Annotated in this window: 12 protein-coding genes; 8 read left to right on the plus strand and 4 right to left on the minus strand. The window is 59.1% G+C overall.

Annotation, left to right across the window (positions count from 1 at the left end; genetic code table 11):
• Positions 1-124: 124 nt before the first annotated feature.
• The 3 genes from LGM20_RS13690 (at position 125) to abgT (ending at position 4,530) form a co-directional block, all read left to right on the plus strand.
• On the plus strand, positions 125-1,435 hold the full coding sequence (locus LGM20_RS13690) for a M20 family metallo-hydrolase (protein ID WP_044522725.1): 1,311 nt from the start codon (positions 125-127) through the stop codon (positions 1,433-1,435).
• Positions 1,435-2,880 carry a M20 family metallopeptidase gene (locus LGM20_RS13695; RefSeq protein ID WP_044522722.1) on the plus strand — a complete coding sequence of 482 codons (1,446 nt, stop codon included), beginning with the start codon at positions 1,435-1,437 and terminating at the stop codon, positions 2,878-2,880. Before LGM20_RS13690 ends, LGM20_RS13695 begins: the two co-directional genes overlap by 1 nt.
• Positions 2,881-3,003: 123 nt before the next feature.
• Positions 3,004-4,530, plus strand: coding sequence for a p-aminobenzoyl-glutamate transporter (abgT, locus tag LGM20_RS13700; RefSeq protein WP_044522707.1), 1,527 nt, complete (start codon positions 3,004-3,006; stop codon positions 4,528-4,530).
• Between the two features lie 32 nt (positions 4,531-4,562).
• Here the strand turns inward: abgT and LGM20_RS13705 are convergent, their stop codons facing one another.
• Complete coding sequence (locus tag LGM20_RS13705; protein ID WP_023289507.1) at positions 4,563-4,721, minus strand: hypothetical protein; 159 nt, start codon at positions 4,719-4,721, stop codon at positions 4,563-4,565.
• 267 nt (positions 4,722-4,988) lie between these two features.
• Between LGM20_RS13705 and ogt the strand changes: the two genes are divergently transcribed.
• From ogt to uspE, 3 genes are all read left to right on the plus strand, one after another.
• On the plus strand, positions 4,989-5,504 hold the full coding sequence (ogt, locus tag LGM20_RS13710; protein WP_023289506.1) for a methylated-DNA--[protein]-cysteine S-methyltransferase: 516 nt from the start codon (positions 4,989-4,991) through the stop codon (positions 5,502-5,504).
• Between the two features lie 193 nt (positions 5,505-5,697).
• A complete protein-coding gene (fnr, locus tag LGM20_RS13715) occupies positions 5,698-6,450 on the plus strand; it encodes a fumarate/nitrate reduction transcriptional regulator Fnr (protein WP_004887031.1) in 753 nt (250 codons plus the stop codon).
• Between the two features lie 138 nt (positions 6,451-6,588).
• The gene (uspE, locus tag LGM20_RS13720; RefSeq protein WP_004887033.1) at positions 6,589-7,539 is read left to right on the plus strand and encodes a universal stress protein UspE; all 951 of its coding nucleotides are present in this window, start codon (positions 6,589-6,591) and stop codon (positions 7,537-7,539) included.
• A 119-nt stretch (positions 7,540-7,658) separates the two neighbouring features.
• Here uspE and LGM20_RS13725 read toward each other — a convergent pair whose 3' ends face one another.
• The 3 genes from LGM20_RS13725 to pntA all read right to left on the minus strand — a co-directional run bounded on the left by LGM20_RS13725 (position 7,659) and on the right by pntA (position 10,924).
• Positions 7,659-7,847: a YdiH family protein gene (locus LGM20_RS13725; protein ID WP_004887037.1), complete on the minus strand. Its 189-nt coding sequence runs from the start codon at positions 7,845-7,847 to the stop codon at positions 7,659-7,661.
• Positions 7,848-7,995: 148 nt separating this feature from the next.
• Positions 7,996-9,384 (minus strand): Re/Si-specific NAD(P)(+) transhydrogenase subunit beta, encoded by a 1,389-nt coding sequence (pntB, locus tag LGM20_RS13730; RefSeq protein ID WP_023289505.1) that lies wholly within the window; start codon positions 9,382-9,384, stop codon positions 7,996-7,998.
• Positions 9,385-9,394: 10 nt separating this feature from the next.
• Positions 9,395-10,924 (minus strand): Re/Si-specific NAD(P)(+) transhydrogenase subunit alpha, encoded by a 1,530-nt coding sequence (gene pntA, locus LGM20_RS13735; protein ID WP_044522703.1) that lies wholly within the window; start codon positions 10,922-10,924, stop codon positions 9,395-9,397.
• A 521-nt stretch (positions 10,925-11,445) separates the two neighbouring features.
• Between pntA and ydgH the strand changes: the two genes are divergently transcribed.
• Together ydgH and LGM20_RS13750 are read left to right on the plus strand one after the other, a co-directional pair.
• A complete protein-coding gene (gene ydgH, locus LGM20_RS13745) occupies positions 11,446-12,396 on the plus strand; it encodes a DUF1471 family protein YdgH (protein WP_004887044.1) in 951 nt (316 codons plus the stop codon).
• 177 nt (positions 12,397-12,573) lie between these two features.
• Complete coding sequence (locus LGM20_RS13750; protein WP_044522700.1) at positions 12,574-13,956, plus strand: amino acid permease; 1,383 nt, start codon at positions 12,574-12,576, stop codon at positions 13,954-13,956.
• Positions 13,957-13,958: the final 2 nt, after the last annotated feature.

The raw sequence follows: 13,958 nt of genomic DNA on the forward strand, positions 1-13,958 counted from the left end.
CATCTACTGTAATCCATCAGGCTGTGGCAGGTTAAGAGCGTTAAGGCCTGTAGCGCGTCAGTGATAAACAAAAGCTATCACATCGTGAACGCCGTCACATTTTTTACTTATGACAGGATAAGCTATGCCGCAACTTGATGAATACCTGCGCCAGCTGGCGCCAGCCATGACCCAATGGCGCCGCGATTTTCACCTGCACGCTGAATCCGGCTGGCTGGAGTTTCGCACCGCCAGCAAGGTGGCGGAGATCCTCGACGGACTCGGCTACCAGCTGGCGCTGGGGCGTGACGTCATCGATGCCGACAGCCGGATGGGGCTGCCGGATGAGGAGACCCTGACCCAGGCTTTCGAGCGCGCCCGCGAGCAAGGGGCGCCGGAACGCTGGTTGCCGGCGTTTGAAGGCGGGTTCGCCGGCGTGGTGGCGACGCTCGACACCGGACGTCCCGGCCCAACCCTGGCCTTTCGCGTCGACATGGACGCCCTCGACCTCAATGAGCAGCACGATGACAGCCACCGCCCCCATCGCGACCATTTCGCCTCCTGCAACGCCGGCATGATGCACGCCTGCGGCCACGATGGGCATACCGCCATCGGGCTGGGTCTGGCGCATGTGCTCAAGCAGTATGCCGCCCAGCTCAACGGGGTCATTAAACTGATTTTCCAGCCTGCTGAAGAGGGTACCCGCGGCGCCCGCGCGATGGTGGCCGCCGGCGTGGTGGACGAGGTGGACTATTTCACCGCCATCCATATCGGCACCGGCGTTCCGGTCGGCACCGTGGTGTGCGGGGGGGACAACTTTATGGCCACCACCAAATTCGATGTGCAGTTTAGCGGCGTGGCCGCCCATGCCGGCGGTAAGCCTGAAGATGGGCGCAACGCGCTGCTCGCCGCCGCCCAGGCCGCCCTTGCTCTGCACGCCATCCCACCGCACAGCGCCGGCGCGTCGCGGGTCAACGTTGGGGTGATGCAGGCCGGCACCGGACGCAACGTGGTGCCCTCTTCGGCCCTGTTAAAAGTGGAAACCCGCGGCGAAAGCGAAGCCATCAATCAGTATGTTTTTGACCGGGCGCAGCACGTCATCGCCGGGGCCGCGGCGATGCATCAAGCCGGGTACGAGTTACGCATGATGGGCGCGGCCACCGCCAGCGCCCCGTCGCCGGCGTGGGTGGCGTACCTGCGCGAACAGGCCGCCCTTGTGCCCGGCGTGCAGCAGGCGGTGGATCGCATCGCCGCCCCGGCGGGATCGGAAGACGCCACCCTGATGATGGCCCGGGTCCAGGCGCGCGGCGGCCTCGCCTCGTACATGATATTCGGCACCGAACTGAGCGCCGGTCACCACAACGAGAAGTTTGACTTCGACGAGAGCGTAATGACGGTCGCGGTCGACACCCTGGCGCGCGTCGCGCTTAACTTTCCCTGGCAGCGGGGGGTGTGATGGAACCCATCTTTCAGTTTGTGGACGAGGTGATTGAGGCAAGCCGCGAGACGTATTGCGCTATCGCCGATGACATCTGGGATCACCCGGAGACGCGCTTTGAGGAGTTCTGGTCCGCCCGCCGGCTGGCGGACGCCCTGGAAGCGGAAGGTTTTCAGCTTACCCGGGATGCCGGCGGGATCCCCAATGCTTTTATCGCCAGCGTCGGCGAGGGCCAACCGGTTATTGCCCTGCTGGGCGAGTTTGACGCCCTGGCGGGTCTTAGCCAGCAGGCCCACTGCGCGGAGCCGACATCGTCGACGCCGGGGGGCAACGGTCACGGCTGCGGGCACAATCTGCTCGGGACGGCGGCTTTCGCCGCGGCGGTGGCCGCTAAAAAATGGCTGCAGCAGCACGGCGGCGCAGGCACCCTGCGCTTCTACGGTTGCCCGGGGGAAGAAGGCGGCTCGGGCAAAACCTTTATGGTGCGCGAAGGGCTGTTTGATGACGTCGATGCGGCCCTCACCTGGCATCCGGAGGCCTGGGCCGGGATGTTCAGCACCCGCACCCTCGCCAACATTCAGGCGGCGTGGCGCTTTACCGGCACCGCCGCCCACGCCGCCAATTCGCCGCACCTGGGGCGAAGCGCCCTGGACGCGGTCACCCTGATGACCACCGGCAGCAACTTCCTGAATGAACATATTATCGAGAAGGCGCGGGTTCATTACGCCATTACCGATACCGGCGGCGTCTCGCCCAACGTCGTCCAGGCCCAGGCGGAAGTGCTGTATCTGATCCGCGCGCCGGAGATGGCCGACGTGGAACAGATTTTCGCCCGCATTGAGAAGATTGCCCAGGGGGCCGCACTGATGACCGAGACCCACGTCAGCTGCCGCTTTGAAAAAGCCTGCTCGGGCTATCTGCCCAACCGCACGCTCGAAGCGGCGATGTACCAGGCGGTATGCCATTACGGCACGCCGGCATGGAGCGACGACGAGCGCGCCTTTGCCGCGGCGATCCGCGCCTCGCTCAGCGACAACGATATCAACAACAGCCTGAACAATATCGCCGGCACCGGCGGCGAGGCGGGGAAAACCTTCGCTCGTCGCCACCGCGACACGCTGCTGATTGATGAGGTGGCGCCGTGGGCGGCCACGGATACGCTCCTCGCCGGCTCCACCGACGTCGGCGACGTCAGCTGGAAAGCGCCGGTGGCCCAGTGCTTCAGCCCCTGCTTCGCGGTGGGTACCCCGCTGCACAGCTGGCAGCTGGTGAGCCAGGGACGCACCGCCATCGCTCATAAAGGGATGCTGCTGGCGGGGAAAGTCCTCGCGGCGACGGCGATCCGCTTATTCAGCGACCGCGCGCTGCTGGAGGCCAGCCAGCGAGAGCTCAGGCAAGCGCTGGCCGAACATCCCTACCGCTGCCCGATCCCGGCGGAGGTGAGTCCGTCGGTTTTACGCTAACCATACAGACCAGACCGCTCCTGACAGACGCTGACCGGCATCGCGGCACGCACCGACCATAATAACCGCCGGCAGTACGGGAGCAGGCCTGCCTAACACAACAACGACAACAGAGGAACGCCCATGAGTATGTCATCCATACCGTCGCCTTCCCCCGCCGGAAAGCGCTATGGCTGGGTAGAGAAGATCGGTAATAAGGTCCCGCACCCGTTTTTGCTGTTTATCTATCTTATCGTGGCGCTGATCGCCGCCACGGCGATACTCTCCGCCTTCAACGTCGGGGTCCAAAATCCTGCGGACGGGTCGCGGGTGGTGGTCAAAAACCTGCTCAGCGTGGAAGGGTTGCACTGGTTTCTACCGAACGTGATTAAAAACTTCAGCGGATTCGCGCCGCTGGGGGCGATCCTCGCCCTGGTGCTGGGCGCCGGCTTTGCCGAGCGGGTGGGCCTGTTGCCCGCGCTGATGGTGAAGATGGCCTCCCACGTTAGCGCCCGTTATGCCAGCTATATGGTGCTGTTTATCGCCTTTTTCAGCCATATCTCCTCCGACGCCGCGCTGGTGATCATGCCGCCGCTGGGGGCGCTGATGTTTCTCGCCGTCGGTCGGCATCCGGTCGCCGGCCTGCTGGCGGCCATTGCCGGGGTGGGCTGCGGCTTTACCGCCAATTTACTGATCGTCACCACCGACGTGCTGCTCTCCGGGATCAGCACCGAGGCGGCCAAATCCATCGATGCCTCTCTGCACGTCAGCGTGATCGACAACTGGTACTTTATGGCGACCTCGGTGATCCTCCTGACCCTCGTCGGCGGTTTGATCACTGACAAGCTGGTGGAGCCGCGGCTGGGCCAATGGCAAGGCAGTCGTGATGACAAGCTGCAGACGCTGACCGCCGAGGAGCGTTTCGGCCTGCGCATCGCCGGCGTGGCGACGCTGGCGTTCGTGGCGGTCATCGCCCTGATGGTGGTCCCCGAAAACGGCATTCTTCGCGACCCGGTTCAACACACGGTCATGCCCTCGCCGTTTATCAAAGGCATCGTGCCGCTGATCATCTTTTTCTTCTTTGTCGTGTCGCTGGCTTACGGCATCGCCACCGGCAAAATTCGCCGCCAGGCCGATCTGCCGCAGCTGATGATTGAGCCGATGAAAGAGATGGCCGGATTTATCGTGATGGTCTTCCCGCTGGCGCAGTTCGTGGCGATGTTCAACTGGAGCAATATGGGTAAGTTTATGGCCGTTGGCCTGACGGACCTGCTGGAGAGCGCCGGCATGAACGGCGTCCCGGCGTTTGTCGGTCTGGCGCTGCTGTCGGCTTTTCTGTGTATGTTTATCGCCAGCGGCTCGGCCATCTGGTCGATTCTGGCGCCGATCTTCGTGCCGATGTTTATGCTGCTGGGCTTCCACCCGGCGTTTGCGCAGATCCTGTTTCGCATCGCCGATTCATCGGTGCTGCCGCTGGCGCCGGTTTCACCGTTTGTGCCGCTGTTTCTCGGTTTTTTACAGCGCTACCGACCGGACGCCCGCCTCGGGACATACTATTCGCTGGTGCTCCCTTACCCGCTGATTTTCCTCGCCGTCTGGCTGCTGTTGCTGGTGGGCTGGTATCTGGCAGGACTGCCCATCGGCCCTGGCATCTATCCGCGGCTTCCTTAAGCCGTTGAAGCGCCAGGGACGGCGGCTTACGCTTAACGCGGCACCTTCACTTTGACCTTGCGGGGGAGATCCGCGGCTCCGGCGAAGATGCCGAAAAGCGCGCGATACCCGCGTTCGAGCAACAGCGTGAGGCCATGGATAACCAGGCCGCTGAAGATCAATACGATTACGCCAGTCAGTATATATTGCATAGCCCCACCTCTGAGTTATTAACCGCGCCGCGCTGACGCGGCGGCACCTTCCCAGGCGCGCAAAGCTGCGCGGAGGACCGGCGTCGTCAGCTTAAAAGTAGCAAAAACCATGCCCGATAACCCGTCAGGATCGATCCAAAAATAAATCAACGTAACGGCCGGTGGCTGCCGGTCGATGATGCGGGTTTATCTTTTGGGAGTATAGTTGACCGCCGCCGGCGCGTGGTATCGTGTGGCCCTCGTGTACGATGGTGGATGACCGAAACGATGTTGACCTTGCTGCAGGATAAAATGGATACCCCGCTGGGGGCGCTGTGGGTGCTCTGCGACGAACAGTTTAATTTGCGCGCCGTCGAGTGGGACGAGCACCGCGATCGGATGGAGACCCTGCTCGATGTACACTATCGCCGGGAAGGCTATCAGCGCGTCGACTGCCGCAATCCAGGCGGTCTCAGCAGTAAGCTGAACGACTATTTTGCCGGCGATCTGGCCGTTATCGAGACCCTGCCTACCGCCACCGCCGGCACCCCTTTCCAGCGCCAGGTCTGGCGGGCGTTACGCGAAATCCCCTGCGGCCAGGTGATGCACTATGGTCAGCTGGCCGAGGCGCTCGGTCGTCCCGGCGCGGCGCGCGCCGTGGGGGCCGCCAATGGCGCCAACCCGGTGAGTATTGTGGTGCCCTGCCATCGGGTCATCGGGCGTAACGGCACGATGACCGGCTATGCCGGCGGCGTGCAGCGTAAAGAGTGGCTTCTGCGCCACGAGGGCTATCTGTTGCTTTGACTGAAAATGCGTTTTCGGAATTTTCAGGTAATTTTACAATCCAATGTGGCTGAATAATCTATTTTTAATCAAGCAGATATCAGCCTGTGTTGATTTACCCTGCTGATATTACGTGTTTCAGAGCCTGAAGACTTACCTGCTCATCAAAAAGATGTTAAAATTGACCAATATCAATTAAGGCCTGAGCAGACATATGATCCCTGAGAAGCGAATTATTCGACGCATTCAGTCTGGCGGTTGTGCTATCCATTGTCAGGATTGCAGTATCAGCCAGCTCTGCATCCCCTTTACTCTGAACGAGCATGAGCTTGATCAGCTGGATAATATTATCGAGCGGAAAAAGCCCATCCAGAAAGGTCAAACCTTGTTCAAAGCGGGTGATGAGCTGAAATCGTTGTACGCCATTCGCTCCGGGACTATCAAAAGCTACACCATCACCGAGCAAGGCGATGAGCAGATTACCGGCTTCCATCTGGCGGGCGATCTGGTGGGCTTCGACGCCATCGGCACCGGCCTGCACCCGAGCTTCGCCCAGGCGCTGGAAACCTCGATGGTGTGCGAGATCCCCTTTGAAACCCTCGACGATCTTTCCGGAAAAATGCCGAATCTGCGTCAGCAGATGATGCGCCTGATGAGCGGTGAGATCAAAGGCGACCAGGATATGATCCTGCTGCTTTCCAAAAAGAACGCTGAAGAGCGCCTGGCCGCGTTTATCTATAACCTGTCACGCCGTTTCGCGCAGCGCGGTTTCTCTCCCCGCGAGTTCCGACTGACCATGACCCGCGGCGACATTGGCAACTATCTCGGCCTCACCGTCGAAACCATCAGCCGTCTGCTGGGGCGTTTCCAGAAGAGCGGCATGCTGGCGGTGAAAGGCAAATACATCACCATTGAAAACGGCGACCTGCTGGCCCAGCTGGCCGGTCAGGCGCGCAACGTCGCTTAATCTCCGCGCAACACCTGGTCAGGATCGGCATTTTTTTCAGATTTGTTGATCTGACCAGGCTCCTCCCCTGTTTCAATTCATCCATATAGGTTATCTTTTTAATAACTGACGGTAGCTGCAGTTGTAAGGAGACCCTGTATGGCGAAGTATCAGAGCATGCTGGTAGTAATCGATCCTAACCAGGACGACCAGCCGGCGCTAAGGCGAGCGGTGTACCTGCACCAACGGATTGGTGGACGCATCAAAGCCTTTTTGCCGATCTATGATTTTTCTTATGAAATGACCACCCTGCTGTCGCCGGACGAACGGACGGCGATGCGTCAGGGCGTCATTGCCCAACGAACGGCCTGGATCCGCGAGCAGGCGAAATTCTATCTTGAATCCGGTGTGCCGATTGACGTGAAAGTGGTGTGGCACAACCGCCCCTTCGAAGCCATTATTCAGGAAGTGATCAGTGAGAAACACGACCTGCTGCTGAAGATGGCCCACCAGCACGACAAGCTGGAAGCGGTGATCTTCACCCCGACCGACTGGCATCTGCTGCGTAAGTGCCCCTGCCCGGTCTGGATGGTGAAAGATCAGCCGTGGCCGGAAGGCGGTAAAGCGCTGGTCGCCGTCAATCTGGCCAGTGAAGAGAATTATCACAACACCCTCAACGAGAAGCTGGTTCGCGAGACGCTGTCGCTGGCGGAAGAAGTCAACCACACTGAAGTGCACCTTATCGGCGCCTATCCGGTCACCCCGATCAATATCGCGATTGAGCTGCCGGATTTCGATCCCAGCGTCTACAACGACGCCATTCGCGGTCAGCATCTGCTGGCGATGAAAGCGCTGCGGCAGAAGTTTGGCATTGACGAGAAATTCACCCATGTGGAAAAAGGGTTGCCTGAGGAGGTGATCCCAGATCTCGCCGAGCATCTGCAGGCGGGGATCGTGGTGCTGGGTACGGTCGGACGCACCGGCCTCTCTGCGGCGTTCCTTGGCAATACCGCGGAGCAGGTCGTCGACCACCTGCGCTGCGATCTGCTGGTGCTTAAACCTGAGGCCTATCAGACGCCGGTGGAACTGGACGACGACGACGACGATTAACCTTCCCTCCCAGAACGTTCACCTTCCCCCGCCTCGCGGGGGATTTTTTTGCCCGCTTTCCCTCAGGCACATAAAAGGGCCGCTTGCGGCCCCGTCATTGCATGGCGATCATGAACGACTCAGTGGATACCCAGACGCCAGGCCAGATCGATCTCTTCTTTCAGCTCCAGCGAGGAGAGCGCCATCAGGTCAGCAAACTCCAGCTCCAGCAGTTTAAGTTTTTTCAGATACTGCGCTGGGGTCATGACGGTGGTGTCGCGGCGTAAGAATTCGATGGCCATCTGCGTTGGGGTTAACTCGGTATCCATAATATCCTCTGTCTGATGTAAGAACCGGAACATTATATCACCTCTTGCCGCTTATTTTATGAACAATTCCTGGCATCCTTCTGCATATAAAAAAGCCGTCTCACAGGAGACGGCTTATAAACAAACGTTGTAAAACAATAATGTTACATTACAGCGCTTTCAGGATCGCATCGACGCTGGCTTTGGCATCGCCAAACAGCATATGGGTGTTCTCTTTAAAGAACAGCGGGTTCTGTACGCCGGCGTAACCGGTGTTCATCGAACGCTTAAAGACCACCACGTTCTGCGCTTTCCACACCTCAAGCACCGGCATACCAGCAATCGGGCTCTTCGGATCGTCCTGCGCCGCCGGGTTGACGGTATCGTTAGCGCCAATGACCAGCACGGTGTCGGTGTCGCTGAAATCATCGTTGATCTCATCCATCTCCAGCACGATGTCGTAAGGCACCTTGGCCTCCGCCAGCAGGACGTTCATATGCCCCGGCAGACGGCCGGCGACCGGGTGAATGCCAAAGCGCACCTTAATGCCGCGCGCCCGCAGCTTCTCGGTGATCTCGGCCACCGGATACTGCGCCTGGGCCACCGCCATACCATAGCCCGGGGTGATGATGACCGAGTGCGAATTTTTCAGCATCTCCGCCGTCTCTTCGGCGCTAATTTCGCGGTGCTCGCCCACTTCTTCATCGCCGCCGCTGGAGGAACCATCGGTGCCGAAGCCGCCGGCGATCACGCTGATAAAGGAGCGATTCATCGCCTTACACATAATGTAAGAGAGGATGGCGCCGGAAGAGCCCACCAGCGCGCCGGTGACGATCAGCAGGTCATTGCTCAGCATAAAGCCCGCCGCCGCCGCCGCCCAGCCCGAGTAGGAGTTGAGCATAGAGACCACCACCGGCATGTCCGCACCGCCGATAGAGGCCACCAGGTGCCAGCCGAAGGCCAGCGCGATCGCGGTCATCACCAGCAGGCACAGGACCTGGGTGCCGGTGCTGTCGGAGCGCACGAAAATCACCATCAGTACGAAGGAGACCACCAGCGCCGCCAGGTTCAGCTTATGGCGATTAGGCAGCATCAGCGGTTTGGAGGAGATCTTGCCGCGCAGTTTACCAAACGCCACCACCGAACCGGTGAAGGTCACCGCGCCGATGAAGATGCCGAGGAACACTTCGGTCAAATGGATATTGACCAGAATCTGCTCCATACCGGTTTCATGCTGCAGGTAGCTGTTAAACCCTACCAGCACCGCCGCCAGGCCCACGAAGCTGTGCAGGATGGCCACCAGCTCCGGCATCTCGGTCATTTCGACCTTCTTCGCCAGACGAATACCGATGGCCCCGCCGATCACCATCGCGAGGATAATCCAGCCGACGTTGCCGGCGTCCGGCCCCAGAATGGTGGCGATCAGAGCGATGGCCATCCCGGCGATGCCGAAATAGTTGCCCTGCTGCGAGGTTTCGTGTTTCGACAGACCCGCCAGGCTGAAAATAAACAGGATTGCAGCAACAATGTATGCAGCTGTAACTAATCCACCAGACATGTGCTACCCCTTATCCTTTGCGAAACATTTTCAGCATGCGCTGAGTCACGGTAAAACCACCGAAAATATTAATGCTGGCGATCAGTACCGCGATAAAGCTCAGGAAGCTGACCCAGCCGCCGTGGCCAATCTGCAACAATGCGCCAACCACGATAATGCCCGAAATGGCGTTCGTCACCGACATCAGCGGCGTATGCAGGGCATGGGAGACATTCCATACCACGTAGTAACCCACCACGCAGGCCAGCGCGAAGACGGTGAAATGGCCGAGGAACTCTTTTGGCGCCACGTTGGCCAGCCAGCCGAAGAGGATAATCGCCAGCGCAATCAGCGCATATTTGCGCCACGGCGACGCCGGTTTGACCTCTTCTTTCGGCACTTCCACTTTTTTCGCCGCGGCCTGCGGCTGAGCGGAGACCTGAATCGGCGGCGCCGGCCAGGTGATTTCGCCTTCGCGCACCACGGTCACGCCGCGCACCACCACGTCATCGAAATCGATAACGATATTGCCGTCTTTCTCTTTGCACAGCAGCTTCAGCAGGTTCACCAGGTTAGTGCCGTAGAGCTGGGAGGACTGGGTCGGCAGACGGCCTGGGAGGTCGGTATAACCGATAATTTTCACGCCGTTGGCGGTGGTCACCACTTCGCCCGGCACGGTGTACTCGCAGTTGCCGCCGTTTTGCGAGGCGAGATCGACCACCACGCTGCCCGACTTCATTGAGTCAACCATTTCCCGGGTGATCAGCTTCGGCGCCGGTTTGCCCGGTATTAACGCCGTGGTGACGATAATATCGACCTCTTTCGCCTGGGCGGCGAACAGCGCCATTTCGGCTTTGATAAAGGCTTCGGACATCACCTTGGCATAGCCGTCGCCGCTGCCCGCTTCCTCTTTAAAATCCAGCTCGAGGAACTCGGCGCCCATACTCTGCACCTGCTCCTTCACTTCCGGGCGGGTATCGAAGGCGCGGACGATCGCGCCCAGGCTGTTGGCGGCGCCAATCGCCGCCAGTCCAGCTACCCCGGCGCCGATAACCATCACCTTGGCGGGCGGAACTTTGCCTGCCGCCGTGATCTGCCCGGTAAAGAAACGACCGAATTCATGGGCCGCTTCAACGATAGCGCGGTACCCGGCGATATTGGCCATTGAGCTGAGCGCATCCAGCGACTGGGCGCGTGAGATACGCGGCACCGAATCCATCGCCATCACGTTGATATTACGGGCCGCCAGTTTTTCCATCAGCTGCGGGTTTTGCGCCGGCCAGATAAAGCTAATCAGCGTGGTTCCTGGGTTTAACAGGGCAATTTCATCGTCATTCGGGGCATTGACCTTGAGGATGACATCAGACTGCCACACCTCGTCGCCGGTCACGATTTCAGCCCCTGCCTGGGCAAAGGCCTCATCGTCAAAGCTGGCCAGCTTCCCGGCGCCGCTTTCTACCGCGACGCTAAAGCCGAGTTTGAGCAACTGCTCAACGGTCTTCGGCGTGGCGGCGGCCCGGGTCTCCTGGGCTAGCCTTTCTTGTGGTACACCAATACGCATAGTTTTCCCTTCCATCGGTTTTTGATGATGGTTTACTTTTCTGACCAACAGCGACAGGACGGCAAAATCATCCTCGCCATCTTTCGCTGTCTGCAAAATGAAACAGTAACAAACTTTTTATAACCTACTGAAAATAGCGATTGTGATCTACAGCGATAAAACAGAAATTTTGATTTTATTGCTTATTGTCAGCACAGATGGTTCCGGGCAGCAATATTTACCTGAATTTGCCTCTCAGGCCTGATAATCCGCTTATCCAGTGGTATAAAACGCCATTTATCGCCATTGAGATCATTGTATTAACATTACATTAACTAATAAAAGTGGTATCGATTATCGTTTTTGCTGGTCAAGCGGCTGTTTTTTCAACATATCGAAAAATGTTATCTTTCCGTAGTATACGATTCGGGCGGCACGCAAAAAATGACGCAGACAGTCACGGCGATTAAATGCAATAATCAAACGTTTTCAGTCAACAACAACACCAGTATATGGTTTGCGCAAGGCAAAGGATTATTTTTATGAAGCTTAAAAACACCCTCCTGGCGTCTGCTCTCCTGACAACCGCCACGTTGTCTGCCCACGCAGCGACCGAGTTGACCCCGGAGCAGGCGGCTGCGCTGAAGCCCTACGATCGCGTTGTCGTCACCGGCCGCTTTAATGCCATTGGCGACGCGGTGCAAGCGGTATCGCGCAAAGCTGACAAAGACGGCGCGGCCTCATTCTATGTTGTCGACACGTCGGATTACGGCAATGGCGGCAACTGGCGCGTCACGGCTGACCTCTATAAAGACGACGCGCCGAAAGCGGATGCGCCGAAAAATCGCATCATCAATGGCGTGATGGAGCTGCCGAAAGATCAGGCCGTTGAGCTGATGCCTTACGACACCGTCACCGTCCAGGGCTTCTATCGCAGCCAGCCGGAAGTGAACGACGCCATCACCAAAGCGGCGAAAGCGAAAGGCGCCTATGCGTTCTTCATCGTCCGCCAGGTCGACGCCAACCAGGGCGGCAATCAGCGCATTACCGCCTATATCTACAAAAAAGATGCGGAAAAACGCGTTCTGCAGAGCCCGGACGCTATCCCGGCTGATTCTGAAGCCGGCCGCGCGGCGCTGGCCAAAGGCGGCGAAGCGGCGAAAAACGTCGAAATCCCGGGCGTCGCCACCACCGCGGCGGTTGGCTCCGGCACCGGCGTAGGTCGTTTCTTCGAGACCCAGTCGTCAAAAGGCGGACGTTACACTGTCACGCTGCCGGACGGCACCAAAGTTGAAGAAGTGAACAAAGTGACTGCGGCGCAAATGGTGCCGTTCGATAACATCAAGTTCACCGGCAACTACGGCAACATGACCGAGATCTCCTATCAGACGGCAAAACGCGCGGCGAAGAAAGGGGCGAAGTACTATCACATTACCCGCCAGTGGCAGGAACGCGGCGGCAACATCACCATCAGCGCCGATTTGTACAAATAATCGCTGCTGACTGGCTAAAAAGGCGGCGCATTGCCGCCTTTTCATTTTTTTTCATCCCGCGCCATTGCATGGCCCCCGGACACTCCGTAAAATCCCGCGCCTTAGCGCAATCCTCCATTTTTATGCGATTTCGCAAAATAAATATTCTGGAACAGCCATTTTCACCTCGGGAATGCAATGGAAAAGAAACTGGGCCTGAGCGCCCTGACCGCCCTGGTCCTCAGCTCAATGCTCGGCGCTGGCGTATTCAGTTTGCCGCAAAATATGGCGGCCGTGGCCAGCCCTTCCGCTCTGCTCATCGGCTGGGCGATTACCGGCGTCGGGATCCTGTTCCTCGCCTTCGCGATGCTGCTGTTGACCCGTATTCGTCCCGACCTCGACGGCGGGATCTTCACCTACGCCCGCGAAGGGTTCGGCGAGCTGATCGGCTTCTGTTCCGCCTGGGGCTACTGGCTGTGCGCGGTGATCGCCAATGTCTCCTATCTGGTGATCGTCTTTTCGGCGCTCAGTTTCTTCACCGATACCCCTGAGCTGCGCCTGTTTGGCGATGGCAACACCTGGCAGTCTATCGTTGGCGCTTCAGTTCTGCTGTGGGTGGTCCACTTCCTGGTCCTGCGTGGCGTGCAGACGGCGGCGGGGATTAACCTGGTCGCCACCCTCGCCAAGCTGTTGCCGCTTGGGGCGTTTGTCGCCCTCGCCGCCCTGGCCTTTCAGCTGGATACGTTCCGCCTCGATTTCAGCGGCCTGGCGCTGGGCGTACCGGTGTGGGAGCAGGTTAAAAACACGATGCTGATCACTCTGTGGGTGTTTATCGGCGTCGAGGGCGCGGTGGTGGTCTCCGCCCGCGCGCGACACAAGCGGGACGTTGGCCGCGCGACGCTGCTGGCGGTGCTTTCGGCCCTCGCGGTGTATCTGCTGGTCACCCTGCTGTCGCTGGGCGTGGTGCCGCGTAGCGAACTGGCCGAAATGCGCAACCCGTCGATGGCGGGACTGATGGTCAGACTGATGGGCTCGTGGGGTGAAATTGTGATTGCCGCCGGGCTTATCGTGTCGGTGTGTGGCGCCTATCTCAGCTGGACGATCATGGCTGCCGAAGTGCCTTACCTCGCCGCCACTCACAAAGCCTTCCCGCGCCTGTTCGCCCGCCAGAACCGCAACAACGCCCCCTCCGCTTCGCTGTGGCTGACCAATATCAGCGTTCAGGCGTCGCTGGTCCTCATCTGGCTGACCGGTTCGGACTACGGCACCCTGCTGACCATCGCCTCAGAGATGATCCTCGTGCCCTATCTGCTGGTCGGCGCCTTTTTGCTCAAAATCGCCACCCGTCCGCTGCATAAAGCGGTGGGTATCGGCGCCTGCATTTATGGCTTATGGTTATTATACGCGTCGGGACCTGTGCATTTGCTGTTGTCGGTGGTACTTTACGCTCCGGGTCTTCTGGTCTTTTTGTACGCCCGACGTACGCACCAGCACGATCGTTCGCTCAAACGCCGCGAATTGGCGCTAATTGGTTTATTGCTGGTTGCCGCTGTGCCGGCAACGTGGATGCTGGTGGGGTAAGC

The sequence above is a fragment of the Klebsiella quasipneumoniae subsp. quasipneumoniae genome (assembly GCF_020525925.1).
In the GTDB taxonomy this organism is placed as follows: domain Bacteria; phylum Pseudomonadota; class Gammaproteobacteria; order Enterobacterales; family Enterobacteriaceae; genus Klebsiella; species Klebsiella quasipneumoniae.

Coding starts and splice junctions, on each gene's coding strand:
- LGM20_RS13690 (WP_044522725.1), top strand. CDS start 125: ATGCCGCAACTTGATGAATACCTGCGCCAGCTGGCGCCAGCCATGACC.
- LGM20_RS13695 (WP_044522722.1), top strand. CDS start 1,435: ATGGAACCCATCTTTCAGTTTGTGGACGAGGTGATTGAGGCAAGCCGC.
- abgT (WP_044522707.1), top strand. CDS start 3,004: ATGAGTATGTCATCCATACCGTCGCCTTCCCCCGCCGGAAAGCGCTAT.
- LGM20_RS13705 (WP_023289507.1), bottom strand. CDS start 4,721: ATGCAATATATACTGACTGGCGTAATCGTATTGATCTTCAGCGGCCTG.
- ogt (WP_023289506.1), top strand. CDS start 4,989: ATGTTGACCTTGCTGCAGGATAAAATGGATACCCCGCTGGGGGCGCTG.
- fnr (WP_004887031.1), top strand. CDS start 5,698: ATGATCCCTGAGAAGCGAATTATTCGACGCATTCAGTCTGGCGGTTGT.
- uspE (WP_004887033.1), top strand. CDS start 6,589: ATGGCGAAGTATCAGAGCATGCTGGTAGTAATCGATCCTAACCAGGAC.
- LGM20_RS13725 (WP_004887037.1), bottom strand. CDS start 7,847: ATGGATACCGAGTTAACCCCAACGCAGATGGCCATCGAATTCTTACGC.
- pntB (WP_023289505.1), bottom strand. CDS start 9,384: ATGTCTGGTGGATTAGTTACAGCTGCATACATTGTTGCTGCAATCCTG.
- pntA (WP_044522703.1), bottom strand. CDS start 10,924: ATGCGTATTGGTGTACCACAAGAAAGGCTAGCCCAGGAGACCCGGGCC.
- ydgH (WP_004887044.1), top strand. CDS start 11,446: ATGAAGCTTAAAAACACCCTCCTGGCGTCTGCTCTCCTGACAACCGCC.
- LGM20_RS13750 (WP_044522700.1), top strand. CDS start 12,574: ATGGAAAAGAAACTGGGCCTGAGCGCCCTGACCGCCCTGGTCCTCAGC.